At 71.6% G+C, this 24,502-nt stretch carries 21 protein-coding genes, 6 tRNA genes and 1 pseudogene; 15 read left to right on the plus strand and 13 right to left on the minus strand.

The features are described 5' to 3' along the window. Nucleotides 1-26: 26 nt before the first annotated feature. The 9 genes from WBK31_RS12110 to WBK31_RS12150 form a co-directional block, all read right to left on the minus strand. Nucleotides 27-185 (minus strand): hypothetical protein, encoded by a 159-nt coding sequence (locus tag WBK31_RS12110; RefSeq protein ID WP_364069956.1) that lies wholly within the window; start codon nt 183-185, stop codon nt 27-29. Nucleotides 186-339: 154 nt separating this feature from the next. Next, nucleotides 340-3,351, minus strand: coding sequence for an AAA family ATPase (locus WBK31_RS12115; protein WP_406674818.1), 3,012 nt, complete (start codon nt 3,349-3,351; stop codon nt 340-342). A 71-nt stretch (nt 3,352-3,422) separates the two neighbouring features. Continuing rightward, nucleotides 3,423-3,848 carry a hypothetical protein gene (locus WBK31_RS12120; RefSeq protein WP_406674819.1) on the minus strand — a complete coding sequence of 142 codons (426 nt, stop codon included), beginning with the start codon at nt 3,846-3,848 and terminating at the stop codon, nt 3,423-3,425. Between the two features lie 8 nt (nt 3,849-3,856). Continuing rightward, nucleotides 3,857-4,699 carry a hypothetical protein gene (locus WBK31_RS12125; RefSeq protein ID WP_406674820.1) on the minus strand — a complete coding sequence of 281 codons (843 nt, stop codon included), beginning with the start codon at nt 4,697-4,699 and terminating at the stop codon, nt 3,857-3,859. A gap of 27 nt (nt 4,700-4,726) precedes the next feature. Continuing rightward, nucleotides 4,727-6,202, minus strand: a complete 1,476-nt coding sequence (locus WBK31_RS12130) for a carboxylesterase/lipase family protein (protein WP_406674821.1) — start codon at nt 6,200-6,202, stop codon at nt 4,727-4,729. Nucleotides 6,203-6,215: 13 nt separating this feature from the next. Then, on the minus strand, nt 6,216-7,121 hold the full coding sequence (locus tag WBK31_RS12135) for an MBL fold metallo-hydrolase (protein WP_364070068.1): 906 nt from the start codon (nt 7,119-7,121) through the stop codon (nt 6,216-6,218). Between the two features lie 162 nt (nt 7,122-7,283). Continuing rightward, nucleotides 7,284-7,484 carry an NADH-quinone oxidoreductase subunit H gene (locus tag WBK31_RS12140; protein WP_364069947.1) on the minus strand — a complete coding sequence of 67 codons (201 nt, stop codon included), beginning with the start codon at nt 7,482-7,484 and terminating at the stop codon, nt 7,284-7,286. An 11-nt stretch (nt 7,485-7,495) separates the two neighbouring features. Next, nucleotides 7,496-7,720, minus strand: coding sequence for a hypothetical protein (locus WBK31_RS12145; protein WP_406674822.1), 225 nt, complete (start codon nt 7,718-7,720; stop codon nt 7,496-7,498). A 212-nt stretch (nt 7,721-7,932) separates the two neighbouring features. After that, a complete protein-coding gene (locus WBK31_RS12150) occupies nt 7,933-8,472 on the minus strand; it encodes a hypothetical protein (protein ID WP_406674823.1) in 540 nt (179 codons plus the stop codon). 63 nt (nt 8,473-8,535) lie between these two features. On the opposite strand from WBK31_RS12150, the gene WBK31_RS12155 reads away from it, so the two are divergent. From WBK31_RS12155 to WBK31_RS12190, 8 genes are all read left to right on the plus strand, one after another. Next, on the plus strand, nt 8,536-9,459 hold the full coding sequence (locus WBK31_RS12155; RefSeq protein ID WP_364069941.1) for an aminoglycoside phosphotransferase family protein: 924 nt from the start codon (nt 8,536-8,538) through the stop codon (nt 9,457-9,459). A gap of 331 nt (nt 9,460-9,790) precedes the next feature. After that, nucleotides 9,791-9,864, plus strand: a tRNA-Ala gene (locus WBK31_RS12160). 1 nt (nt 9,865) lies between these two features. Further along, nucleotides 9,866-9,937: transfer RNA gene (locus tag WBK31_RS12165), tRNA-Gly, on the plus strand. A 6-nt stretch (nt 9,938-9,943) separates the two neighbouring features. After that, a tRNA-Leu gene (locus tag WBK31_RS12170) sits at nt 9,944-10,016 on the plus strand. A gap of 4 nt (nt 10,017-10,020) precedes the next feature. Next, nucleotides 10,021-10,093 (plus strand) — tRNA-Glu (locus WBK31_RS12175). Between the two features lies 1 nt (nt 10,094). Then, nucleotides 10,095-10,170 (plus strand) — tRNA-Arg (locus tag WBK31_RS12180). 6 nt (nt 10,171-10,176) lie between these two features. Further along, nucleotides 10,177-10,257 (plus strand) — tRNA-Tyr (locus WBK31_RS12185). A 65-nt stretch (nt 10,258-10,322) separates the two neighbouring features. Continuing rightward, nucleotides 10,323-10,823, plus strand: coding sequence for a hypothetical protein (locus tag WBK31_RS12190; RefSeq protein ID WP_364069139.1), 501 nt, complete (start codon nt 10,323-10,325; stop codon nt 10,821-10,823). A 621-nt stretch (nt 10,824-11,444) separates the two neighbouring features. On the opposite strand, the gene WBK31_RS12195 is transcribed toward WBK31_RS12190, so the two are convergent. The 3 genes from WBK31_RS12195 to WBK31_RS12205 form a co-directional block, all read right to left on the minus strand. After that, nucleotides 11,445-11,750, minus strand: coding sequence for a hypothetical protein (locus tag WBK31_RS12195; RefSeq protein WP_364069141.1), 306 nt, complete (start codon nt 11,748-11,750; stop codon nt 11,445-11,447). A 247-nt stretch (nt 11,751-11,997) separates the two neighbouring features. Beyond that, nucleotides 11,998-13,080 (minus strand): serine hydrolase domain-containing protein, encoded by a 1,083-nt coding sequence (locus tag WBK31_RS12200; protein WP_406674824.1) that lies wholly within the window; start codon nt 13,078-13,080, stop codon nt 11,998-12,000. Nucleotides 13,081-13,316: 236 nt separating this feature from the next. Beyond that, nucleotides 13,317-14,252, minus strand: a complete 936-nt coding sequence (locus WBK31_RS12205; RefSeq protein ID WP_406674825.1) for an NADP-dependent oxidoreductase — start codon at nt 14,250-14,252, stop codon at nt 13,317-13,319. Between the two features lie 109 nt (nt 14,253-14,361). Here WBK31_RS12205 and WBK31_RS12210 point away from each other — a divergent pair, with 109 nt between their 5' ends. Then, nucleotides 14,362-14,787, plus strand: coding sequence for a helix-turn-helix domain-containing protein (locus WBK31_RS12210; protein ID WP_364069147.1), 426 nt, complete (start codon nt 14,362-14,364; stop codon nt 14,785-14,787). Between the two features lie 217 nt (nt 14,788-15,004). Here WBK31_RS12210 and WBK31_RS12215 read toward each other — a convergent pair whose 3' ends face one another. After that, nucleotides 15,005-16,021 carry a LacI family DNA-binding transcriptional regulator gene (locus tag WBK31_RS12215; protein ID WP_364069149.1) on the minus strand — a complete coding sequence of 339 codons (1,017 nt, stop codon included), beginning with the start codon at nt 16,019-16,021 and terminating at the stop codon, nt 15,005-15,007. A 393-nt stretch (nt 16,022-16,414) separates the two neighbouring features. On the opposite strand from WBK31_RS12215, the pseudogene WBK31_RS12220 reads away from it, so the two are divergent. The 6 genes and pseudogenes from WBK31_RS12220 to WBK31_RS12245 all read left to right on the plus strand — a co-directional run. Then, a pseudogene (locus WBK31_RS12220) lies at nt 16,415-17,610 on the plus strand (glycoside hydrolase family 127 protein); the annotation flags it as partial. 138 nt (nt 17,611-17,748) lie between these two features. Then, nucleotides 17,749-18,315, plus strand: coding sequence for a hypothetical protein (locus tag WBK31_RS12225; protein WP_406675482.1), 567 nt, complete (start codon nt 17,749-17,751; stop codon nt 18,313-18,315). A 96-nt stretch (nt 18,316-18,411) separates the two neighbouring features. Then, entirely contained in the window at nt 18,412-19,686 is a 1,275-nt protein-coding gene (locus tag WBK31_RS12230) for a sugar ABC transporter substrate-binding protein (protein ID WP_364069153.1), read from the plus strand. A gap of 77 nt (nt 19,687-19,763) precedes the next feature. Continuing rightward, entirely contained in the window at nt 19,764-20,720 is a 957-nt protein-coding gene (locus WBK31_RS12235) for a sugar ABC transporter permease (RefSeq protein WP_364069155.1), read from the plus strand. After that, nucleotides 20,717-21,571: a carbohydrate ABC transporter permease gene (locus WBK31_RS12240; protein ID WP_364069157.1), complete on the plus strand. Its 855-nt coding sequence runs from the start codon at nt 20,717-20,719 to the stop codon at nt 21,569-21,571. The genes WBK31_RS12235 and WBK31_RS12240 overlap by 4 nt, the downstream gene beginning before the upstream one ends. 37 nt (nt 21,572-21,608) lie before the next feature. Further along, nucleotides 21,609-24,068 (plus strand): glycoside hydrolase family 2 protein, encoded by a 2,460-nt coding sequence (locus WBK31_RS12245; RefSeq protein ID WP_406674826.1) that lies wholly within the window; start codon nt 21,609-21,611, stop codon nt 24,066-24,068. The last annotated feature ends 434 nt before the right edge of the window (nt 24,069-24,502 follow it).

Consider the following 24,502-nt stretch of genomic DNA (forward strand, 5'->3'; position numbering starts at 1 on the left):
CCCGCCCCCGCCGCTGTCCCGGCGGGCTAGGGCCTGCCTCTCCGGAGCACGGGCACCAGCAGCAGCGACAGCATGGGGTTCGTCACCAGCGCCCAGGCGAATGCGCTGCTGTGGCTCGCCGCGTCGGTCGCGCCGCCGAGCAGCGACAAGAAGATCAGTCCGATGACCGCGACCCCGAACGCCACGCCCGCACCGCCACCAGCACGCCGCCGACGAGCTGCCCGGCCACGGACGCCAGGCTCGTGTGCGAGCGCGCGGGCCGTACGCTCACCGGCCAGGAGTGGCGGCAGTACCTGAAGGACGTGCCTTGCCGCGACGTCCGCGCCGACCTGTGGCGCGTCACCGGCCGGTGCCTTCGAGCACGTCGCGCAGCTGCGCGCGGGCGGTGACGCCCAGCTTGGGGAACACCCGGTACAGGTGGGAGCCGACCGTGCGCGGCGACAGGTGGAGCCGGTCGCCGATCTCGCGGTTCGTCAGCCCGCGGGCCGCGAGCCTGACGATCTGCTGTTGCTGCGGGCTCAGCTCGGTGAGGACGTCCGGCGTCACGCCGCCGATGGCCTCGACGCCGGCGGCGCGCAGCTCCGCCTCGGCCCGCTCGGCCCACGGCCGCGCGCCGAGCCTGCGGAACGTCTCCAGCGCGGCGGCCAGCTGCGGGCGGGCCTCGGTGATGCGGCGGCGCCTCCTCAGCCACTCGCCGTAGTCGAGCCTGGTCTGCGCCCGCTCGAACGGCCACTGCTCGCCCGCGTCGCCCGCCAGCGCCCTCTGGAAGTACGGCTCGGCACTGTCAGGTTCGGCACTGTCAGGTTCGGCGCTGCCGGGTCTGGCGCTGCCGGGTCTGGCGCTGCCGGGTCCGGCACTGTCAGGTCTGGCGCTGCCGGGTCTGGCGCTGTCGGGTCCGGCGCTGTCGGGTCCGGCGCTGCCGGGTCTGGCGCTGCCGGGTCTGGCGCTGTCGGGTCCGGCGCTGTCGGGCTCGGCCAGCAGGGCGCGGCCCCGGTCGAGCAGCGCGGCGAGCCGAGGCGACGAGGCGGGGCCGAGCCGCTGGGCCGCGCGTTCGAGCAGCTCGGCGACACGTCGATCGGGGCCGTGGCGGCCCCGCCGTCCCAGGCGGGCGGCCGAGGCGGCGAGCTCGGCCAGCACCGTGGGGGAGACGTGATAGTGAACGGGGTCGCCGTCGCCGGTGAACGCCGACCCGAACCACGTGTAGGCGGCCTCGTAGTCGCCGTCGGCCACGGCCGCGAGGCCCAGGGCCCGGTGCGCGGCGACCGCGATGGAGCGGCTCTCCAGCGGATCGACGAGGGCCAGCGCCCGCTCGGCGGCCCGCCGCGCTCCGTCCGTCTCGCCGCGCAGCGCGAGCACCGTCGCATCCAGCGCGTACGCGCACGCCTCGGCGTGCTCCAGCCCCGCCGTCGCCGCCACCGCCGCGATCTCGGAGGCCACCGTGCGCGCCTCGGCCCACCGGCCGTGATCGAGGTACGCCCAGCCGACGGCGCTGCCCAGACCGTCCGGCAGCGCGCCACGGACCCGCCACCTGTCGTACGCCTCGTCGAAGGTCTTCACGGCCAGGGCGGTCTGGTCGAGCAGCCAGGCCACGACGGCGAGCACGGTCAGCCCGCCCGCGTCGCCCTCGGCGGCGGCGACCAGCTCGGGCAGCTTCGGCCTGAGCCGGGAACCCGCGCCATGCGGATCGGAAACGGCCTCCACCCAGACCCGCAACGGGCCGTCGGGGGAGGCGGCGAGCAGGCTCTCGATACGCCGCCGCTGCGCCTCCTCACCCGAGTAGTAGCGGACCACCGCAGCGGCGGCCAGCGCCTCCAGGGACGGGGTGTCCTCTGCGGCTGCGGCATGCGGCTCCCGAGCCGCTGCCCCCTTTGTGGCCGAAAGGTGCGCGCGCAGGGCCGGTACCTCTGCGGAGATGGTGAGGGCCTTGGGCGGCGGTGCCTCTACGGAGGAGGCGAGCATCTCACGGAAGGACGCCTCGGCGGCGATGCGGGTCAGCAAGGCGAAGGCTGTCGTGTGATTACTGCGCAGCGCCATGAGCTTCCCGGTGGCCAGCGAGGCCCGGCCGATCAGCTCCGGGTCGTCGCTGTGCGCCCGGACAGCGACGACCAGGCGTTCCACCCAGTCGAGCTGCCCGGTGAAGACGGCAAGTTCGGCGGCCTCGGCGAGCAGCCGCGCCCGGTCCGCGCGGCGCGGGCTCAGCTCGGCGGCCCGCTCCAGGGCGGCGGCAGCGGCCGCGTACCCGCCACGGCGGCGCGCCCGATCGGCGGTCTCGCGCAGCGCGTCCGACACCTCCGCGTCGGTACCGGTGGCCGCGGCGGCGAGGTGCCAGGCGCGGCGATCGGGCTCCTCGCTCAGCCGCGCCAGAGCGAGGTGCGCCTGCCGGCGCTCCTCGAAGGGGGCAGCGTGGTAGACGGCCGAGCGGATCAGCGGGTGGCGGAAGGAGACCGACGGGCCGGATCGGCGTACGAGCCCGGCCTCCTCCGCAGGCACGAACGCCTCGGACAGCCCATGAGAGACGGCGGAGAAGTCCGCCGCGTCGGCCGCGGCGAGCAGCAGGAGAGAGCGGCGGGTCGACTCCGGAAGGGGCCGCGCCTGCTCCGCGTAGATCCGTTCAAGCCGGTCGGTGACCGGCAGCGGCCCCTCAACACCGGCGCTCCGGACGCGGGCCAGCTCGATCAGCGCCAGGGGATTGCCGGAGGCCTCCTGCAGAACGCGCACCCGATGGCGACCGACCGGCGGCTCCGGCTGCAGGTCGAGCAGCCGGTTGGCGGCGACACCGTCCAGCGGCCCCAGCTCAAGCCGGTCGTAGCCCGTGTCGAACCCGGGCAGCGCGTCCGCCGACCGCACGCCGACCAGCAGCGTGACGGGCTCGGCGTCCAGACGGCGAGCCACGAAGGACAGGACGTCCAGCGACGCCCGGTCGATCCACTGCGCGTCATCGACCACGACGAGCAGCGGCGACGACCCGAACCGGGAGATCAGGGTGAGCACGGCCGAGCCGGTGAGCACGCCGTCAGGGGCCTCCGTACACTCGTCCAGCCCCAGGACGGCCCGGAGCGCGCAGCGCTGGCGCGGCGGCAGCCCGTCCAGCTCACCGAGCACCGGCCGCAGCAGCTGATGCAGCCCCGCGAACCCCAGACGCGACTCCGGCTCGCTCCCGGCGACCCGCAGCACCAGCCCGCCGTCGCCTCGAACGCGACCGGCCACGACGTCGAGCACCGCACTCTTACCGGCCCCCGGCTCGCCGGAGAGGACGAGCACGTGAGAGCGCCCGGCGGCGACCCGCCGCATGATCTCCGCGATCTCGCCGTCCCGGCCCACGATCGCCGGATCGGAGGTGTACTCGGGCATGTCCCTCCCGCGGGGCCGGTGGCTTCGACCGGCCGACAACGCCCCCGCCACCCGCGATATTCCGAAGCGGCTCACCACTCCTCGTGGGCGAGCTGCCGCCGGAGCAGATCGTGGCGGAAGTAGTAGAAGCCGCCGACCTGCCTGAGCACGCCGCGCCGGTGACCGTCCTCCAGGAAGGCGCCCACCCGCCACGGCAGCCGCCCCGACACCGCGAGCAGGGCGCGGGCCAGCAGCAGGCGCAGGGAAGACGCGGACAGCACGGACACGGCGAGGTAGGTCACGATGAAGGCCAGGATCAGCGCGTACGGGGAGACGGACGGCCGGGTGACGGCGGCGTGCACCACGGCCAGGTCGAGCAGCGCGACCTGCACGGCCCTTATGCCGCGCGAGAGGATCGCCTGCAGCCAGAGCGCGGCCCCCGCCGCGATGACCGCCGCCTGGCCGGCGCTCAACCCGGACAGCAGGCTGAGGACCACGCCGTATAACCAGGTAGGCACGGCGTCGATCAGCCCCGGCACGGAGATGGGCTGCCGGCCGCAGTGCCGCGCGAGAAAGGACAGCCAGCTTGCCGCGAAGCCCGGATGCCAGCCGGGCTGGTCCGGCTCATTCGCACCCGGGTAGAGGGCGGGAACCAGCCCGGCGAGAAGATGGGTCTCGATCTCGTGCCTGGTCGTGAAGGTGAGCAGCTCGTCGGGGTCCTCACCCTGCTGATCGGCTGCTCGGAGGGCTCCCAGGTGGACAGCCGCAGGATGACGGGTACGGGGTCGGACGGCTCGCGCGCCGCCAGCGCGTCCAGGACGAAGCGCACCATCAGTGACGTCTTGCCGCCGCCCGGCTCGCCGAGCACGACCAGCCGCCCCTTGGGCAGCCTGGTGCGCACCACGTCGTAGCTGTCGTTCAGGCTGCCGTCGAGGTCGATGGGCGTGTCGCCGCCGCCGATGACCCGCCAGTGGTCGGTGACCGGCGGGCCGAGCGTGCGCCAGGCGACCGGCATGGGCTCCGGGTCCAGCAGGCGCTGCCGCAAGTCCTCGGTTCGCCACGCCCGCTCCACACCGGCGGCCAGCCGCTCGGCGCACGCCGCGACGGCGTCCGCTTCGGGCTCGGCCACGTCCAGCGTGCCGAGGTCGCCCCTGCTCTTGGCGCGTTGACGCAACCAGCCGATCATCGCCGCCGCGGCGACGAGCCCGGTGATGACGAAGCTGAAGATGCTCGCCCACTGGTCGGCGTTCTCCCGGCCCTGGGAGATGAGGAACACGACCGCGGCGATCGCCACGAACGGCACAAGGACGGACGTGACGACCAACGCCCACCAGTACCAACCGCGGAAGTCCGACCCTGAGCGCGCCACGGCAGCCGACCCTACCGCGATCGTGGATCATGTCCAGATGCGGCGCTCCTCCGGGCGGGGGTCGTCGATCTGGGTCCAGGCGGTGCCGATGCGCATGGTGGCGCGGCGTCCGGTGTCGTAGGAGTCCCAGCCGGGCTTGCCGGTCCGCGCGAACCTGATCCACGTCTCGTGGACCCGGGTGGCCAGGTCCGCGGGAGCCTCGCCGGGGCCGAGCAGGGCGTCGGGGCCGTGCAGCTCGGGCCGGTGCGCGAGGTCGAAGACGAACGGCAGCTCCACCGTGTGGGCCGCCCCGAGCCGCCCGCCGAGGGCGGGGGAGCGCCAGGTGAACTCGTAGACGTACGTCCCCGATCCGGGATGGGCGGCGTGCGCGGACGCCAGTGCCCGGCTGCCCGCCCCGAACAGGGCGTCGCCCATGATGGCCGAGCGCAGCTCCGCGTGCGAGGCCCCGGGCCGCGAGGCGCGGTAGGTCTCGACGAGGCCGGCCGGGTCAGGGTGCGAGCGCGCCGCCGCCTCGTGCACGTCGGCGGCGGTCGAGCCTTCGTACGTGCCGACCGGCACGAGATACAGGTTGCCCTCCTCGCTCGTGGTGCCGACGAGCAGATCGACGCCGCTGCCGAGCCCGGCGGTGACGGCGTCGGCGGGCTGCGTGTCGAGCACGAGGCTGAACGGGCTGAGCCCGATCAGCGGGTCCCGGTGCGTCGCGGTGCGCAGGTTGATGCCGCCGAGCCGGGTGGCGGCCTCGACCAGATGCTCGTCGGGGACGCCGGCGAAGGCGGCGGCGTGCGGCGCGACGCCCAGGATCTCGGCGGCCTTCTCGGTGACGCGCATGGCTTGCTCGCGGGTGAACGCGCCCAGCCCGCTGCCGCTCTGCACGATCGCCCGCTGGAACAGCCCCGCCGCCTCGGGCGTGGCGAGCACGCCGCCGACGATCGTCGCCCCCGCCGACTGGCCGAAAAGGGTGACGTTCGAGGGGTCTCCGCCGAACGCGGCGGCGTTCTCCCGCACCCAGCGCAGCGCGGCGACCACGTCCAGCAGGCCCCGGTTGGCGGGTGCCCCTGGCAGGTCGAGGAATCCGGCGATGCCGAGCCGGTAGTTGACCGTGACCAGGACGACCCCGTCGCGGGCGAACGCCGATCCGTCGTACAGCGGCGAGCGCGTCGATCCCGCCACGAACCCGCCGCCGTGCACGAACACCATGACCGGCAGCCCTTCACCGCTGGCCGGCGCGAACACGCTGACCGTCAGGTAGTCCTCGCCGCGGCTCCAGCCGGCGCCGAAATACGCGGACATGTCCATCTCGCCGATCCGGCGCTCCGACTGCGGCGCGTTCGGGCCCGGAGCCGTGGCATCGCGCACGCCATCCCACGGCTCGTGCGGCTCCGGTGGCGCGAACCGGCCCGCGCCGCGCGGCGGGGCGGCGTACGGAATGTTGAGGAAGACCCGGGCGGCGCCCCGGCGCACGCCGCGGACGGCGCCCCGCGTGGTGGTGACGATGTCGATCATGAGCTCTCCTCCCTCAGACCCGCTCGCCGTACGGGGCGAAGGGCGCCCAGCCCTTGATGGCGAACTTGCCGCCGTCGCGGACCACCTCGGCCGCGCCGTGCCCGCCCAGATGGGCCGGGATGATGAGCGCGTTCTCGTCGGCGGCCCGGCCGAGCAGCGCGCGGCGGGTGGCGCGGGCCTCGGCGGGGTCCTCGCAGAAGCAGCTGTTGGCGTCCGGCTCGTGGATCTGGAACGGGTTGTGCAGCAGGTCCCCTACGAACAGCGCCCGATCCGAGCCGGACTCCAGCGTCAGCACCGATGAGCCCGGCGTGTGTCCAGGCGCGGGGTCGAGCTGTAGGTTGCCGTCGATGCGGTGGCCGCCCTCCCACAGCAGGGTCTGCCCGGCCGCGTGCACGGGGGCGACGCTGTCCTCGAACACGTTCTGGTTGCCGCGCCCGAGCCGGGTCCTCTGCTCGTTGGCGGGGTTCCAGTAGTCGAAGTCCGCCTTCGGCATCAGGTAGGTGGCGTGGGGGAACGTCGGCACCCAGGTGCGGCCGTCGAGGTAGGTGTTCCAGCCGACGTGATCGATGTGCAGGTGCGTGTTGATCACGATGTCGACGTCCTCCGGCCGTACTCCGGCGCGGGCGAGGTTGTCGAGGTACGTCGTGTTGAGCCGGTTCCACACGGGCGCGTACGGGCGGTCCTTGTGGTTGCCGACCCCAGTGTCCACCAGGATGACCTTGCCCTCGCTGCGCAGCACCCACGTCTGGATCGCCGAGTTGACGATCCCGGTCCGCTCGTCCAGGAAATGCGGAGCCAGCCAGGACCGATGCTCCCGCCACGCCTCCTGCGGGCTCTCCGGGAAGAACACCTCGGGCGTCATGCCGACGGGCCCGAAGTACTCCCAGACGCGGGTGAGCGTGACCTCACCCAGGGTGATGGTGTCCACGTACGTCTCCATAAGTCGCGAAATAACGGGATGCGTTACGGCCGGCCTCGCCCGCCCATCCTGCGACCACAGAGGCACGCGGCGGTATGCGTCATGTGACTGCATTCGAGGCGGAACGGCGGACATCCCCACGTACGTGGCCGTCGTGTTCAGCTATCGCGACGACAAGCACGCCGCGAACCTGCCGGCCCGGTTGGGGCCGTAGCGGTGCTGCATCCGCGCGATCAGCTTGCGCTCGAACCACACCCCGAAGGCCACGCTCAAAGCCAGGAAGAGGAACAGCATCACGGCCTTGATGATCGTGATCCACAACGGATCCTTACCGGAATCGGCCAGCGTGGGAGCGGCCTCCATGGAAATCATGCTCAGGCACGCTGGGCGGGCGGCGGCACGATGTCTTGGACGAGTGCGAACAGCCGTTTCGGCGCCATCCCCGTCAACGCCCGCATCCCCGCCGGGGTGAGCCCGACCGCCACGCCTTGCCGCCAGGCGACCTCGCCCGCGGGCGTCGCGGCGCTGCGCGGCCCGGTGAGGACCGCCGGCAGGCCGGTGCAGTCGATGATCAGGGTGGCCGCGTTGAGCGGCGGCATCCGGCCGGCGGAGGTGCCGTCGCCTCAGCCCCGCGCGGCGGTTGTCCGGCCGATGGCGTACGGAGTCACAGCGGCGATCCTGAGCGCGGCGACCCCGACGACGAACCGCATGTGAAAGCGGGGGCCGACGAACCCCCTGGCGGCCCCCGCTTTCAGCCCTTTGCGACGTGCCCGACGCGCCCCCGTTCGCGCAGAGAAACCACCTGGTCGAACTAGTTGAAGCAGTCCTGGTTGCGCAGCGCGATGCCGTACTCGGTGACCTTGCCGCGAGTGACGGTGAAGTTGTAGTACGCCTTCTTGTTGCCCGGCACCGTGACCACGTAGTAGCCGTGGAAGTCCTTCTTGATGCCCGGGTAGGCCGCCTTGAGCTGCTTGTACGTGGAGCCGATCCTGATACCCTGCGAGGTCTTCACGCCCTTCGCCGCCCAGATGGCGGCCAGCCCCACGCGCGGCGAGATGTAGAGCCCCACCGCGTTCTTCGGCGTTCTGAACTTCTTCAGGTCCCAGCCCGAGCAGGCCGCGCCGCCCCCGTCCAGCTTTTTGACGATCTGCCCCGTCGCCTGAGCCTGCTTGGTGGTCATCCCGAGCTTGACGGCACCGTAGCCGTGGGGACCCAGCGTCGTCGGCTTCGCCTCGGCGACCGCCGAGGTGGCACCGGCAACGAGCAGCGAACAAGCGAGGAGCGAAGCACCCATCATCATCTTCATCATGTCTTCTTTGATGACGGACTCCGGGTAAAGGTTGCGAGTCATGATCAAGAAATTTCGCCGGACGCCCGGAATCGCCGGACCCGGGGAACGGCTAGGTTGCACCGCATGACGCACACCGAGATCGACATCAGCGCGGAGCTCGTACGGGAGCTGCTCCGCGAGCAGCACCCCGACCTGGCCGATCGCCCCGTGCGGCTCGGTGCGCGCGGCTGGGACAACCAGCTGTGGCGGCTCGGCGACGACCTCGCCGTCCGGCTGCCGTGGGCGACGCAGGACGCGGACGAACTGGTGATCAAGGAGCACACCTGGGTGCCGAGGCTCGCCCCGCGGCTTCCGCTGCCGGTGCCCGTGCCGCAGCGGCTCGGACGGCCGTCATCGGCGTTCCCGCGGCCGTGGATCGTCACCACCTGGGTGCCGGGCGAGCCCGCCGACCGCGCGCCCGTCACGCGCGGCGCCGAGTCGGCCGACGTCCTGGCCGCCTTCCTGACCGCCCTCCACCAGCCCGCCCCCGCAGAGGCGGACACCGGGGGCCGGGGGCGCGGAGGACCCCTGGCCGCCGCGTCCGCGTACGTGGCCGATCAGCTCGCCTCGGCCGTCGAGGCCGGGCTCGTCTCCGGCGAGGACGCCGGCGTCGTCCGTACGATCTGGGACGCAGCCGCCACCGCGCCCGCCTGGGACGGCCCGCCGGTCTGGCTGCACGGCGACCTGCACCCGGCGAACGTCCTCACCGCGGACGGCGTCATCTCCGGCGTGATCGACTTCGGCGACCTGTTCGCCGGCGACCCGGCCTGCGACCTGTCCGCCGCCTGGAGCCTGCTGCCCGACGTCGCCGCCGTCGAGCGCTGCCACGCGGCCTACGAGCCGTCCCCGGACACCGCAACCCTGCGCCGCGCCCGCGGGTGGGCCGTGATCCGCGCCCTCGTCGGCCTGCACGTCGGCGACGCCGGCGTCCACGGACGGCCGGGCGGCAAGGCCACCTGGGGCCCGCCCGCTCAGGCGGCCCTGCGCCGCCTCATCGCGACGGCCTAAGAACTCGGCGGGAATTCCCGGTGGCGCTCATGCGTCCGAAAAAAATAAGTGGCACGACCGCCGAGTCCGCCATTACCGTCGATGACAACGAAACGCGGGGCGGTGCCCGATCCGCCCCCTCCGGACCACAGCAAAGGAACCACGTCATGCTTCTCGCGGCCGCCGCACTCGGACAGGAAGGGCGAGGCTATCGCCGCCCTGCCGAGCTGGGCCGCGCCCTGCGTGAGGTGGCTCCTGGATGATCCTCGGAGAGGACCATTCCAGAGGCCGCCAGGTGACCACCCGGCGGCCTTTCCTTTTGCTGATTGACAATTGCACAGCGAAGCGCCATGGGCTGATGGTGAAAAGGCATCACACCTGCCTTGCAAGCAGGAGTTCGGGTTTCGAGATCCCGTCGGTCCACCAAGCCGCAGAAGCCGAACGGGTAAGGCGGCTGGCTTCCAACCAGCAGGACGGGGTTCGAGTCCCCGCTGCGGCTCTCCACGCGTCCGTAGCCCAATGGGAGAGGCGCCGGTCTTAGGAACCGGTCAGTGCGGGTTCGAATCCCGCCGGACGTACTGCGCCCCGTTCGTCCAGTGGTCAGGACACCCGGCTTTCACCCGGGAGGTCGCCGGTTCGAATCCGGTACGGGGTACGGCCCCATAGCTCAATGGACGAGAGCGCCGGCCTACGAAGCCGGGTCTGGTGCAGGTTCGAGTCCTGCTGGGGTCACCTCACGCGCGAGCTGGGCATGTGGCGAGCCCACCCGGCTGTAAACCGGACGCTTCGGCTGTGGCGGTTCGACTCCGTCCTCGCGCACCGCTTTCCCGGCGCCGCCGGACCCCCATGATGCGGAGCTGAATGAGCCTGCGATAATGCGGCGAATGGATCATCGCTCTCATACGTGGATCCGGCGACGGCTGCGTTCGCTGGCGTGGCTCGAGTTGCTCAACATCCCGCTGCAGGCGATGATCTGGTTCGTCGCGGTCGGGTTTCCGCTGACGACCGTGAACATCGTGGGCTTCGGTCTGACCGCGCTTCTCCTGCTGGAGGGAGCCGCTTATTGGCGGGCCAAGCGCCGCAGGCTGGACACGGGCCGCAAAACCCTGCCCGGAGCCGGCGCTTTCACGGTCGCCCGCTGGGGCAATGTCGCCGTTCTGACCGCGGGCCTGCTCGTCATCCTTCGGGGCGTGGTCACCGATCCGGGAGTGGGAAGCTGGCCGGGTCTGGTGTTCGGCTTGTTCGCGTTTTTGGAGCACGTGAACTACTTCCACCTTCAGCTCATGTACGACACCGCCGAGGATCTCCGATACCTGCGAACGCGCGGCCTGCGCCGCGCCCATCTGGCCCGCGATCTCGCCCTCTATGCAAGAACGCGGGCATGACATTGTCGATTGACGAGATTCGTCAATCGTGCCGGCTTCTCATGGGCTTCCCGGCGCGTTCTGACGGCCGCGCCGGCTCGCCGATCCGCATGGCCCGGACTCTCAGCACTTGACCCTCGGCTCCGGCCGCGTCCACGGCCGCCTTGGACCGCGCCGGCCGCGTCCACGGCCGCCTTGGACCGCGCCGGCCGCGTCCACGGCCGCCTTGGACCGCGCCGGCCGCCGTATTGCGCGATCCGGCACCGCACGACGGACGTGCCTACGGCGTTGGCCGCCGAGGCCGCATCCCTTCGCGAAATCACCGAACGGCCGGCCGAGGTGACCAGGCGACCCTAGGGGCTGCCTCGGAGCGTTGACCGGCGGCGTGTCGCAGCTGCGCATCCACGTCTCCGCCATCACCGACTGGCTCATCGCCCTCTGAAACACGCCCTTGCTGCTTGCCCTCCAGCGAGACGCCGGTGTGTTCGACGGGCGTCAGGGGAAGGCGCCGGACCAGCGGCGGCGCCACAGGTTCGTAGGGGGCGGGTGAGCTCGCCGTCACCGGTGCGGCGGCGGGCTCGTCGCCGTACGCCGCAGGCGGGGCGCCACACGAGGAGGGACGGGTGGCGCCGTCTTCGGCTGTCAGGAGGTGCGGCCGGGTGACGCGGGCGCGCTCCGGGCGGCACCGCTGTAGTAGGGGTACCACACGTCCCCACAGTCGGCCAGAGGCGCGTCGGCGACGCGCCAGCAGCAGATGTTCAAGACGTCTCGGAGCGTGTAGTAGACGAGGTACTGGAGCTTGCAAACGGTAAACGGCAAGGTCCCCGCACCGGGTAGTGATGTCGTGGCCTTGGTCTGGGCGCCGGCGGGTGCCGCTGTTCCTGCCGTCAGCAGCGCTACGGACATCACCGCGCCGAGCGCCGCGGCGAGTGCCTTCTTCGTGAGCATGGGCCTCCTCAAGGGACTTCTGTGACCTGTGGTGCACATGAGGAGTACCCCGCGGGCGGGGGCGCCGGACCAGCGGCGGCGCCACAGGTTCCTACGGGGCAGGGCAGCTTCACCGGCGGCGCGGCGGTTACTCGGACGTCACGGCCTCGGGCGCGGAGCGTCACGTGCGGGTTGTGCGGGCGGGGTGGGCGCCGGCATATGCGCAGGGCCCGAACCCCAGGCGGCGGGATCCGGGCCTTTCGCTGGTTCAGCGCGACCTGCTCTCCGGCTGATCTCCTGGCGCCGCACGGGGGAGTGATCTGCTTCCGGTGAAGACGAGTGCGTGGAAGGCGCTGCGGACGGCCGCGATCGGCTCGCGGTCCCGGCCGAAGTAGAGCTTGTTCGTCAGCAGGACGGCCCACCGTGACTGCTTGGCGGAGACCCACAGGGCCGTGCCGGTGAAGCCGTAGTGCACGTACACGTCCTCGTCGCCGCCGGGGCCGGGGTGCCAGAACAGGCCGCGCCGGGGAGCGAGGCCGCCGGTCTGGATCCGCAGCGACTGCGTCACCCACGCCTCCCCGAACCCGGCCCTGGGGGCGGGGTTGAGGAGGTGCCGCTGGAAGCGGGCCAGGTCGTCCAGGGTGGAGAAGACGCCGGCGATGCCGCACACGCCGCCGAGCAGACGGGCGGAGAAGTCATGGGCGACACCCTTGAGGTGGGCGCCGGACCCCGGGTCGAACTCGGTCGGAGCGCACCGCGCCCGCTCGGCGTCCGGCAGCGGCCCGAACCTCGTGCCGGTCATGCCCAGCGGCCGCCAGATCAGGCTCGCGGCGAGCCGGTCGAGCGGGGCGCCGGTGAGGTGCTCGGCGAGGAAACCCAGGATGAGGGCGGCCCGGTCGGTGTACTCGACGGCCTCGCCGGGCGGCCGGTGCAGGGCCTCACGCAGCACTCCCTCCCGGACGGCGCGGGGGTCGGTGCCGTACGACGCCTTGAGGTTGGCCCGCAGCGGCACGCCGGCGGTATGGGTGAGCAGGTGATGCGCGGTGACCTGACCGAGCGGCAGGCCCGCGACCTCGGGCCAGAAAGTGCCCAGGGGCTGGTCCAGCGGCAGCCGCCCCTCCTCCCACAGGGCGCCGATCACGGACCACACCGCGACGATCTTGGTCAGGCTTGCGACATCGAAGATCGTCTCGCGCCGCATCGCGGACCCTGGATCGGCGGGGTCGGCCAGCCCGCGGGCTCCCCAGCCGAGCACGCCGCTCGCATCGCCGACAGCCCACACCGCCCCCGGGAAGACCTGCTCGCGCACGCCCCGCTCCAGCAGCCGGATGATCGGGTCGTAGCAGTCCATGATGCGTCCTTGCAGGCAGGCGGGCATGCACCGGCCAGCGTAACGGCCGGTCCGCGTCGGGACCGGTCCTTCAGCGCATATCACGCCCTGGTGTCGGCGCGCAGCGACAACACGAGCGTGATCGGCGCGGCAGCGCGACCGAACGCGTACGTCAGCGCCAGGGAGCCGGATCCCCGGCCGACGGCCATCGAAGGCCCGTCATCCGATCGCCCGCAAGGCGCGGGGCGGCAGCGGCCTCAAGGGGTGAGGACGAGACGGCCGCGGAGGCCGCCTTCTGCGAGGCGCTTGTGCGCGGCGGCGACCTGCTCCAAAGGCAGGGTCCCGGCCACGCGAAGGGTGAGTGACCCCGCCTCGACCAGGGCGGCGAGCTCGGCGAGGCGGGCGCCGTCAGCGTAGATCCAGTGGGTGAAGACGCGGACGCCGCGCAGCGGAGGCGGCGCCGCTCCGGCCACGAGCGCGGCGAAGGCCCCATGCGACCGGACCGCGTCGAGGGCGGCCGCGCCGGTCAGGGCGGCGTCCAGCGCAGCGTGCACGCCGCCGGGAACGAGGGCGCGAACGGCCTCGCCCAGCCGTGCCGTACGCGGCACGAAGAGATCGGCTCCGAGCTCGCGGACGAGCGGCTCGTCGCCGGCTCCGGCGACCGCGACCACCCGGATGCCGCGCGCGGCGGCGAGCTGGGTCGCGAAACCGCCGACGGCGCCGGCCGCCCCGGTCACCAGCAGCGTCTGCCCGGGGCTCAGGCCGAGGCCGTCGAGCGCCTGCGCGGCGGTGAGCCCGTTCAGGGGAAGTGTGGCGGCCTGTACGGGCGAGACGCCCGCGGGTGCGGCCGTGACCGCGTCCGCATCGAGCACGACCTGGTCGGCCTGGGCGCCGAGCGGGACGTCCAGCCGGTCGGACAGGCCGATCACCCGGTCTCCGGGCTCGATCCCGGTGACTCCCGGGCCGACCTCCTCGACGGTTCCCGCGACGTCCCACCCGAGGCCCACCACGTCCCGCGCCGACATCAGGCCCGCCTCGGCGAGCGCACCCGACCGGGTGGCCAGATCGACAGGATTGACGGTCGCGGCCTCGACCCGGATCCGCACCTGTCCTTCTCCCGCGACCGGCACCGGAACCTCCGCGACTTCCAGGACCTCGGGCCCGCCGAACGAACGGACGACGACTGCACGCATGAAGATCTCCTCATCACGAAAAGTCGGAACTTGAGGAAGACCGTATGGAGACTTACTCTCTGTTGGGAAGTACGTACCTGAAGGTGCGTACCGTACGGAATGGAGAGCGATGACCACCCGCACCGCCGCCCAGCAGCGCGAGCAGGCGCGCATCGCCTACGACGCCTACCTCGCGACCTGCCCGACACGTCAGCTTCTCGACAGGATCGGCGACAAGTGGGTGGGTCTCGTGCTCACCGCCCTCGCCGATGGTCCCCAGCGCTACAGCGGCCTGTCGCGGACCATCGCCGGCGTCAGCGAGAAGATGCTCACCCAGACCCTGCGCACCCTCGAACGCGATGGCCTGGTCTCCCGGTCGGTCACGCTCTCCGTCCCGGTACGGGTCGACTACGCCCTCACCCCGCTGGGCAGAAGCCTGCTGCCCGTGATGCAGGCCATCAAGGACTGGGCCGAGACGCACATCGACGAGGTCACCGCCGCCCGCGCCGCCTACGACGAGCGCGAATCAGGTGAGCGGCAGGAGCACCTGCCATAGCTCCGAAGCCAGGTCCGCGCCGCCTGGTCATGGCGCCGCACCGGGAAGGCGGGCAGGCGCAGTTCCCGCGGCGTCCGCTGCCGGAGAGCGGCACCGGGATGGCCGCCGTCTGCACCTGGCCCGCGACGCGGCCACCACGTCGGCCGCCTACCGCCGCGCCTACCGAGGCCGCCCGCAACCGCCCGGCCGAGACCGTCACTGAGGCTCCGGCCCGGTGTCAGGACTCGCGCACGACGAGGTGGCCCGCCACCACATGGCGGCCCGGCTGCGGATGCCCGTCGATCGCGGCGATCAGCAGCTCGGCGGCCCGGCGGCCGATCTCCTCCAGCCCCAGGTCGACCGTCGTCAACGGTGGCCGCGCGGCCTCCGCCACCAGGGCCCAGTTGTCCACGCCGACGACGCCGACCTGCATGGGCAGGGAGACCCCGGCCTCGCGCAGCCCGTCGGTGACGCCGCGGGCCACCACGTCGTTGCCGCAGAAGACGCCGTCCACGTCGGGGTGGGCGCGCAGCAGCTGGGCGGCGGCGAAGCGCCCCCACGCCTCGGTCCAGCTGCCGAAGTAGGGCTCGCCCACGAGCCGGAGGCCGTGCCCGGCCAGCGCTTCGATCGTGGCGTCTGCGCGTTCGCGGGCCGAGGCGTGGGAGTGCGGGCCGGTGATGTGGGCGATGCGGCGGCGGCCGGTCTTGACGAGGTGGTCCACGGCCAGGCGCGCGGCGCCGCGCTCGTCGCTGACGACGTTGCAGTCGTCCGGGTCGCTGCTCGGCGCGAGCGCGTACACGACGGGGACGGGCAGGTCGCGGCCCAGAGGGCGGCGCTCGTCGGTGCGCCGCCCGGCCACGATGATGCCGTCGACCCGGCGTTCGAGCAGCTTGCGCAGGTGGTGCTGCTCGCGGATGGGGTCGTCGCGGCTGTCGCACAGAAAGGCGATCATCTCGCCGGCGGCGAGCGAGTCCTCGGCGCCGCGCATCACGGGGATGCTGAAGCGGCCGTAGCTGTCGGTGGTGATGATGCCGACGGTGAACGTACGCCCGGACAGCAGGCTGCGCGCGTTGGTGTTGGGGGCGAAGCCCAGCTCCTCGGCCGCGGCGCGCACCCGGGCCCGGGTCTCCTCGCGGAGGTTGCCACGGCCGTTGAGCGCCTTGGACGCGGTGCCCAAGGACACGCCGGCCCTGGCGGCCACGTCCGCGATGCCGACGCGGCGGCCCGCGGCCTGGGGAGAAAGATCCTCGGTCATGTGCTGTTCTTCGTCGTCGATGGCGGGGCTGCGTGATCACAACCGTAAGCCGGAAACACGTGATCTCGTCTAGGAAAATTTTCCTCAACCGTACACGTGTGTGATGCTCCGCGATAGGCCGTGCCGAACGCCAGGATGCCGGTCGGAGCCTCAGATGGCCACTGTGAGCTGTTGTTTTCGCGGCGTCATGGCGCTCGGGTCTTGACCGGTTCAACGGCACGGTCCTATGTTGACGAACGGGAAAAGGTTTCATTCATGTTTCCCGGCGGTGTTGCCGCCCTCACGTTCCCGTCCATCCGCGATTGATCCCGACGTCACCGTGCGGCGGTGGTTCGGCGTCAGCAGCGACCCGGTCGACCGCTCCACGATCTCCACGAGAGGCAACAGCAGAACGTGCACACCCAAGACGCGCCGCCCCGAACCCGGATCCCGGGCCCGGCCGTACCGCGTAGGCCAGCGCGACTTGCACCCATACCGCTGGACGCGGCGAAGCCGGACCCCGCGTCCCTGCTCGGCGGCTGGCAGGAGCTCAACGCCACGGCCACCATCCCGCACTGCGTCGACAACGTCGAGCGGACCTCCGCCATCGAGAACTTCCGCCGCCTGGCCGCGGCGGGCGAAGACGGGCCGCAGGGCACGTTCAAGGGGCCGTGGTTCGCCGACTCCGACCTGTACAAGACGCTTGAGGCCATCGGCTGGGAGGCCGGGCGCAGCGGCACCGGCCGCTGGGCGGACCTGCTCACGGAGCTGGCCGACCTGCTCGAACGCGCGCAGGCCCCCGACGGCTACCTCAACACCTACGTGCAGGGCACCGGCAGGGAGCCGTTCACCGACCTCGAGTGGACCCACGAGCTCTACTGCGCGGGCCACCTCATCCAGGCGGCCGTGGCCCTGCACCGCGGCGGCGGCGACGAACGCTTCCTCGCGATCGCCCGCCGCGTCGCCGACCTCATCGTGCGCGAGCTCGGCGAGGACGGCCGCCCGCTCATCGACGGCCACCCCGAGATAGAGACGGCCCTGGTCGAGCTGTACCGGGAGACGGGGGAGGAGTCCTACCTGCGCGCGGCCGAGCTGCAGATCGAACGCCGCGGCCACCGCTCGCTCGGCGCCGGCCGCTTCGGCTCGCAGTACTTCCAGGACCACCTGCCGGTACGGGAGGCGACCGAGGCGATCGGGCACTCGGTCAGGCAACTCTACCTGGCCGCCGGCGTCACCGACGTCTACCTGGAGAACGGCGACGAGACGCTGCTGGAGGCGATGGAACGCCTGTGGGACAGCGCCTTCGGCACCAAGATGTACATCACCGGCGGGCACGGCTCCCGGCACCGCGACGAGGCGTACGGCGACCCATACGAGCTGCCCCCGACCGCGCCTACGCCGAGACCTGCGCCTCCATCGCGGCCCTGCAGTGGTGCTGGCGGATGCTGCTGGCCACGGGCAAGGCCCGCTACGCCGAGGAGATGGAGCGCGCGCTGCTGAACGCGATCGCCGCCTCCATGGACCACACCGGCACCGCGTTCTTCTACTCCAACCCGCTCCAGCTGCGCACCGGGCACGACGGCTCGCACGAGGACGCGCCCAGCGAGCGCCTGCCCTGGTACAACTGCGCCTGCTGCCCGCCGAACCTGGCCCGCCTGCTGGCCTCGGCCGGCGCCTACACGGCCACGTCCGGCCCCGACGGGCTGCAGCTGCACCTGCTCACCGCGGGCACGTTCACCGGCCGGAACATGAGCGCCGCCGTCGAGACCGGCTACCCGTGGGACGGCGACGTGCTGGTCACGGTCAGCGGCGCCGGCGAGCTGGCCGTCCGGGTGCCGTCCTGGGCCGAGGGCGCCACCGCCACCGTCACCGGAGGGCGCGTGCTCGCCGAGCCGGTTCCCGGCGACTACCTGCGCGTGGCCTGCGACGACGGCGCCACCGTGCGCCTGACGCTGCCGATGACGCCGCGCCTGGTGCGCGCCGACGAGCGCGTGGACGCCGTACGCGGCTGCGCGGCCGTCATGCGCGGGCCGATCGTGTACTGCGTCGAGCAGGCCGACCTGCCCGAAGGCGTCCTGGTCGAGCAGCTCCGCCTCGACACCGCCGCCCCGATCACCGAGGAGCGCACCCCCGGCGACCTCACGCCCGTCCGGCTGCGCCTGTCCGGCACGATCCAGCCGCTGGGGACGGAGCTGTACGGCCCGTACGGCCAGGCCCCCGCCGCCCGCACCCCGATCACCTTCACCGCCATCCCCTACCACGCCTGGGCGAACCGCGGCCCAGGAGCCATGCGCGTGTGGATCCCGACCGCCTGACCCTCCATCCACCCCCCTCCACCCCCTGCCGGGCCTCGCGCGGGAAGCGGCCCGGCTCACCGCCCGCACGCGGCGCGGGCAGAAAGCGAAGTCACCATGAGAACCACGAGGCTCGCGGCCCTGGCGGCCGCTCTCGCGATCGCCGTCTCGGCCTGCGGGGGCGGCGACGCAGGCCAGACGTCGGCGGCCGGCGACAAGCCGACCGGCACCGCCACCCTCTGGGTACGCGACAGTGCCAAGGGCTTCATCAAGCTCCTCACCGACCAGTACAACAAGACGCACGAAGGCAAGGTGACGGTCACCATCGTGCCGTCGGGCAACTTCGTGCAGAAGTTCGGCACCGCCGCCGCCTCCGGAGCGGGACCGGACATCACCTCGATCGACCTGGTGTTCGCGCCGTACTTCGCCTCCAAGGGCGTCTTCGAGGACCTCACCCCGGTGCTGAACTCGCTGAGCTGGAAGGACGGGCTCAGCGAGGCGCACAAGAAGCTCGCCGTCTACGAAGGCAAGACCTACGCGCTGCCGTTCACCGCCGAGGCGTCGGTCACCTTCTACAACAAGGACCTGTTCAAGAAGGCCGGACTCGACCCCGACAAGCCGCCTGCCAACTACGCAGAGATGCTGGAGGCGGCGCGCGCGATCCGCAAGCTCGGCAGCGACTACTACGGCTTCACCATGGCCGGGCAGTGCGGCGGCTGCAACGTCTTCGAGTTCGCCCCGCATGTGTGGGCCAGCGGCGGGAAGATCCTGTCCGACGACGGCAAGACCGCGATGTTCGACAGCCCCGAGGTGACCGACGCCCTGGCCTTCTACCGCCAGATGTGGACCGAAGGGCTGATGCCTCCCTCGGCCAAGACCGACGGCGGCACCGTGCAGCCGCAGTCCTTCCAGAGCGGCAAGGTCGGCATGGTGAACCTGGGCGCCTTCTTCGTGCAGACGCTGGTGAAGGACAAGAAGTTCGACTTCGGCGCCACGCCCATCGTCGGCAAGGAGGGCGGCACCGCCTCGTTCGCCGGCGGCGACCTCATCGGCGTCGCCAAGAGCGCCAAGAACAAGGCCGTGGCCTACGACTTCGTCAAGTGGGCCACCGGCGAGGAGGCGCAGACCATCCTGGCCGAGAACGGCATCGTCCCGATCCGCACCGACCTCATCGACAAGATCTACGCCCCGCTCGACCCGCGCTACAAGGTGCTCGGTGACGCGATGGCCGCCGGGCAGACCCCGTACAGCGTGGTCGAAAACGCGATCATCAACGACAACAACGGCCCGTGGGCCAAGATGATCAACCAGGCGGTGTTCGGCACCGGCGACATCAAGGCGGCGCAGGACGCGGCCAAGCAGGCCGCCCAGCAGATCATCGACCAGGGCTGAGGACCGATGCCCGCCGCGGCGCCGGGCCGCCGCGGCGGGATGCACCACATCGGCCGAGCCGGCCGGAGGAGGGCCGCATGACCGAGACCGCAATTCCGAACGTGACGCCGGGCTCGCCGGACACCGCGGCGGCGACGCGGCCGCGCGGGCCCCGGCTGTCCATCAGACGGCGCCGCCAGCTGCTGGGGATGGCCGTGGTGGCGCCCGCCCTGACCGTCGTCACCGTGTTCTTCCTCATCCCGCTCGTCATGACGTTCTGGATGTCGCTGCACGAGTGGCCGCTGCTCGGCGACCACCAGTTCGTCGGGCTCGCCAACTACGTCAAGGCGCTGGGCGACGCCGAGTGGCTGAACGCCATCCGCTTCACCCTCGAGTACACGGCACTGATCACGCCGATCCTGTTCATCGCCGGCCTGGCGCTCGCCCTGCTCGTCCATCGCCGGAGCCGGGCGGCGCGGGTCTTCCAGTCGGTGTTCTTCCTGCCCGTGGTGATCGGCTTCGCGGCGGCCGCGTACCTGTGGCTCTACCTCGCCCAGCCGGGCCTCGGCCCGCTGTCGGACCTCGCCGTGCGGTTCGGGCTCGGCAGCCGCGACACCAACTGGTTCGCCACCGCCACCAGCGGCCTGCTCATCGTCACCGCGATGGTGGTGTGGAAGGTCACCGGCATGCAGATGCTCCTGCTGCTGTCGGGCCTGCAGTCGATCCCCGGCGAGCTGACCGAGGCGGCGCGCATCGACGGCGCGGGCCGCTGGAAGGTGTTCAGGCACGTCACGCTGCCGCTGCTGCGGCCGACCCTGGCGCTGGTGCTGGTCTTCTCCGTGGCCGGCTCGCTGCTCGCGTTCGACCAGTTCTACATCATGACCAGCGGCGGGCCGTCCAACGGGACGATCACCGCCGTCTACCAGATCTACCGCACGTCGTTCATCAACTTCGAGCTCGGCTACGGCGCCGCGCTGTCGGCCATGCTCATGGTCGTGCTCGCCGCGGTCAGCGCCGTGCAGATGCTCCTGCTGCGCAACTCGGACCACTCATGAACCTCATCGCCGACGTCCGCAGGACGCTTCCGCGCGCCGCCTGGTGGGCCGCATGCCTGTGCGTCTCCGTCGTCATCCTCTACCCGCTGTACACGATGCTGTCGCAGTCGCTGAAGACACCGGCAGAGGCGACGGAGAACCCGCCCACCCTCTACCCGCACAGCCTCTCGCTGGAGAACTACGCCGCACTCGGCGACACCGGCCAGGTCGGCCTCTGGCAGCACGTCGGCAACAGCCTCATGGTCGCCGCCGGCGCGACCCTGCTGACCGTGGTGCTCGCCACGCTCGCCGGCTACGGCTTCGCCAAGCTGCGCTTCCGCGGCAGCGGGGTGCTGTTCTTCGTCATCCTGATCACGTTCATGATCCCGTTCCAGGCGATCATCACGCCGCTGTTCTCCATCCTGCACGGCATGGGACTGAGCAACACGCTGCTCGGGCTCGTCCTCGTGTACGCGACGTTCCAGCTGCCGTTCGGCATCTTCCTGATGCGCAACAGCTTCGCCGCCCTGCCGCCGAGCATCGAGGAGGCCGCGCTCATGGACGGCTGCGGGCTCGTCGGCGCCATGACGCGCGTGCTGCTGCCGGTCGCGATCCCCGGCGTGATCAGCACCGCGCTGTTCACGTTCTTCGCCTCATGGAACGAGTTCTTCGCGGCGCTCATCCTCGTCACCGACGAGGCCAAGTTCACCCTGCCGGTGACGCTGACCGTGCTCGCCTCCAACCAGCTCGGCACCCTCAACTGGGGGCTCACCCAGGCCGGCGTCGCCGTCACGGCCGTCCCGTGCATCGTGCTGTACCTGCTGCTGCAGCGGTACTACGTCACCGGCCTCATCGCGGGCGCCGTCAAATGAGATCCGAGATCGGCCGGGTGCGATACTCGGAGATCACATGAGTACCGCACGCATCACCCGCACCGCCCTGACCGAAGGATGGACGCTCGAACCGGGCGCGGCCGGCCGCTTCCCCGAGCACGTACGCGCCCACGGCCCCATCCCCGCCACCGTCCCGGGCACCGTCCACACCGACCTGCTCGCCGCACACCTCATCGACGACCCCTACCTCGACGACAACGAACGCCTCCAGGGCTGGATCGGCGCCGCCGACTGGACCTACCGCCACGAACTGCGCTGGCGGCCCGACGGCAGCGACCGGCAGGAACTCCTCTTCCAGGGCATCGACACCGCCGCCGCCGTCAAGCTCAACGGGCACCTCCTGGGCACGACCAGGAACATGCACCGCAGCCACCGCTTCGACGTCACCGGCCTGCTGCGCGACGGCGCCAACGAGCTGACCGTCGAGTTCACCTCCTCGATCAGGGCCGCCGACGCCGCCAGCGTCGAGATCGGCTACCGCCCCCACACCAACCACCACCCGTACAACGCGATCAGGAAGATGGCCTGCGGCTTCGGCTGGGACTGGGGCATCGACACCTCCACCTGCGGCCTGTGGCGGCCGGTCGTGCTGGAGACCTGGTCCGTCGCGGCGCTGTCCGAGCTGCGGGTGTCGGGCGTCGTACGCGACGGCGTCCCGACCGCCGTCGTGAACGCCACCGTCAAGCGCACCGGCGACGCCGGCCTGGCGCTGCGCGTCACGCTCGCCGGCCGCGAGACCGTACACACCCTGACCGGCGAGCAGGCCACGATCGAGCTCGCCGCCCCGGACGCCGCGCTGTGGTGGCCACGCGGGCACGGCGACCCCGCCCTGCACGACCTGCGCGTGGAGCTGCTGCACGACGGCGAGATCCTCGACGCGCAGCAACGCCGCATCGGCTTCCGCACGGTCGAGCTGCAGACCGAGCCGGACGAGCACGGCACGCCGTTCCGCATCGCCGTCAACGGCGAGGTCGTGCTGATCCGCGGCGCCAACTGGATCCCCGACGACGCCTTCCCCCACCGCGTGGACCGGGCGCGGTACGCCCACCGGCTCGACCAGGCCGAGTTCGCCGGCATCAACCTGCTGCGGGTCTGGGGCGGCGGCATCTACGAGCAGGAGGACTTCTACGCCGAGTGCGACGAACGCGGCATCCTGACCTGGCAGGACTTCCTCTTCGCCTGCGCCGCCTACGCCGAGGAGGAGCCGCTGTGGCCGGAGATCGAGGCCGAGGCGCGTGAGGCCGTGGCCCGGCTCGGCGCGCACCCCTCCCTGGTGCTGTTCAACGGCAACAACGAGAACCTGTGGGGACGCCAGGAGTGGGGCTGGGACGCCGGGCTCGACGGGCAGACCTGGGGCGAGCGCTACTACTACGACCTGCTCCCGGCGATCGTCTCCGAGCTGGCCCCGCATGTGGCGTACACGCCGGGCAGCCCCTTCAACCCCGCGCGCGACGAGCGGCAGAACGACCCCGCCCACGGGACCGTCCACATCTGGGACGTCTGGAACGAGAAGGACTACCGGCACTACCGTGACTACCGGCCCCGCTTCGTGGCGGAGTTCGGCTGGCAGGGCCCGCCCACCTGGGCCACGCTCACCGAGTCGATCTCGGACGACCCGCTGACGCCCGAGTCGCCGGGCATGCTCGTCCACCAGAAGGCCGCGCGCGGCAACACGAAGCTCACCAACGGCCTCCTCCCGCACTTGAAGCTGCCCCGTGACATGCGCGACTGGCACTGGGCCATGTCGCTCAACCAGGCCGCCGCCGTCCGCACCGGCATCGAGTGGTTCCGCTCGCTCACCCCGCTGTGCGCGGGCACCGTGGTGTGGCAGCTCAACGACTGCTGGCCCGTCACGTCCTGGGCGGCGGTGGACGGCTACGGCCGCCGCAAGCCGCTGCTGTACGCGCTCCGCCAGGCCCACGCCGACCGGCTGCTCACCATCCAGCCGGACGGTGATGGGCTGGTGCTGACCGCCGTGAACGACACCGCCGAGCCCTGGCGCGGCACGCTCACGCTGGAACGCCGCCGCTACGACGGCACCGTGCTGGCCACCGAGACCGCCGAACTCGACATCCCGGCGCGCGGCACCGCCCGCCACACCGCCGGCCCGTCCCTGGCCACGCCCGGAGACGCCGCGAACGAGCTGCTCGTCGCCGCGTTCAGCGGGGCTCGCGCGCACTGGTTCTTCACCGACTACCGGGACTCCGCCCTGGAGGCGCCGAAGACCGAGGTCAGCGCCGAGCGCACGCCGGACGGATGGGCGGTGACGATCCGCGCCGCCACCCTCGTACGCGACCTCGTGCTGCTCGCCGACGCGCTCGATCCGGACGCGGTCGTCGAGGACGGCCTCGTCACGCTCCTGCCGGGGGAGAGCGTCACCATCGCCGTCAGGGGCGCCGCGGACGCCGACCCGGACGCGTTCGCCGCCCCGCCGGTGCTCCGGAGCGCGAACGACCTGGTGGCCGCTCAGCGGTAGCAGGACGCAGGCCGCCGCCGTGGGAGCGGCGGCCATCTGCCTATTTGGTGAGCCGGCGACAGGTTATCCGACTAGTTATATTCATTCCGCCCGAGCGTGCATTGATAAACTCGCGCCTGTGAAGCGGCGAGTCAAGTACACGAAGATCAAGAAGGCGTCCGAGATCGGCGGCCGTGATTACTACGTGTGCTTCGCGAGAGGCGGCCGACCCCATATTCTGCTGGACTGCTGGTTCGCAGACGAAGACGGAAATCGCGACAACTGCGATTGGGTCAACATCAAGACCGGTGAAGGGCCGTGGCCATATGTCCGCAAAGGGGAGTTGATAATGTCGGACGATTAATACTCCAGCCGCACTTCGAGATCTCGATCTGGTCGAGGCTGAGACGTGAGACGGCCACCGCAGTGATCATGTGGGTGTGTGGAATCCAGAT

This window comes from Nonomuraea sp. N2-4H (genome assembly GCF_045291505.1).
GTDB classification, from domain to species: Bacteria; Actinomycetota; Actinomycetes; order Streptosporangiales; family Streptosporangiaceae; genus Nonomuraea; species Nonomuraea fastidiosa.

Bases quoted from the DNA above. Each gene is read 5' to 3' on its own strand.
- WBK31_RS12115 (WP_406674818.1), bottom strand. From the start codon at position 3,351: ATGCCCGAGTACACCTCCGATCCGGCGATCGTGGGCCGGGACGGCGAG.
- WBK31_RS12130 (WP_406674821.1), bottom strand. From the start codon at position 6,202: ATGATCGACATCGTCACCACCACGCGGGGCGCCGTCCGCGGCGTGCGC.
- WBK31_RS12140 (WP_364069947.1), bottom strand. From the start codon at position 7,484: ATGGAGGCCGCTCCCACGCTGGCCGATTCCGGTAAGGATCCGTTGTGG.
- WBK31_RS12145 (WP_406674822.1), bottom strand. From the start codon at position 7,720: ATGCCGCCGCTCAACGCGGCCACCCTGATCATCGACTGCACCGGCCTG.
- WBK31_RS12150 (WP_406674823.1), bottom strand. From the start codon at position 8,472: ATGACTCGCAACCTTTACCCGGAGTCCGTCATCAAAGAAGACATGATG.
- WBK31_RS12155 (WP_364069941.1), top strand. From the start codon at position 8,536: ATGACGCACACCGAGATCGACATCAGCGCGGAGCTCGTACGGGAGCTG.
- WBK31_RS12190 (WP_364069139.1), top strand. From the start codon at position 10,323: ATGGATCATCGCTCTCATACGTGGATCCGGCGACGGCTGCGTTCGCTG.
- WBK31_RS12195 (WP_364069141.1), bottom strand. From the start codon at position 11,750: ATGCTCACGAAGAAGGCACTCGCCGCGGCGCTCGGCGCGGTGATGTCC.
- WBK31_RS12200 (WP_406674824.1), bottom strand. From the start codon at position 13,080: ATGGACTGCTACGACCCGATCATCCGGCTGCTGGAGCGGGGCGTGCGC.
- WBK31_RS12205 (WP_406674825.1), bottom strand. From the start codon at position 14,252: ATGCGTGCAGTCGTCGTCCGTTCGTTCGGCGGGCCCGAGGTCCTGGAA.
- WBK31_RS12210 (WP_364069147.1), top strand. From the start codon at position 14,362: ATGACCACCCGCACCGCCGCCCAGCAGCGCGAGCAGGCGCGCATCGCC.
- WBK31_RS12215 (WP_364069149.1), bottom strand. From the start codon at position 16,021: ATGACCGAGGATCTTTCTCCCCAGGCCGCGGGCCGCCGCGTCGGCATC.
- WBK31_RS12225 (WP_406675482.1), top strand. From the start codon at position 17,749: ATGAGCGCCGCCGTCGAGACCGGCTACCCGTGGGACGGCGACGTGCTG.
- WBK31_RS12230 (WP_364069153.1), top strand. From the start codon at position 18,412: ATGAGAACCACGAGGCTCGCGGCCCTGGCGGCCGCTCTCGCGATCGCC.
- WBK31_RS12235 (WP_364069155.1), top strand. From the start codon at position 19,764: ATGACCGAGACCGCAATTCCGAACGTGACGCCGGGCTCGCCGGACACC.
- WBK31_RS12240 (WP_364069157.1), top strand. From the start codon at position 20,717: ATGAACCTCATCGCCGACGTCCGCAGGACGCTTCCGCGCGCCGCCTGG.
- WBK31_RS12245 (WP_406674826.1), top strand. From the start codon at position 21,609: ATGAGTACCGCACGCATCACCCGCACCGCCCTGACCGAAGGATGGACG.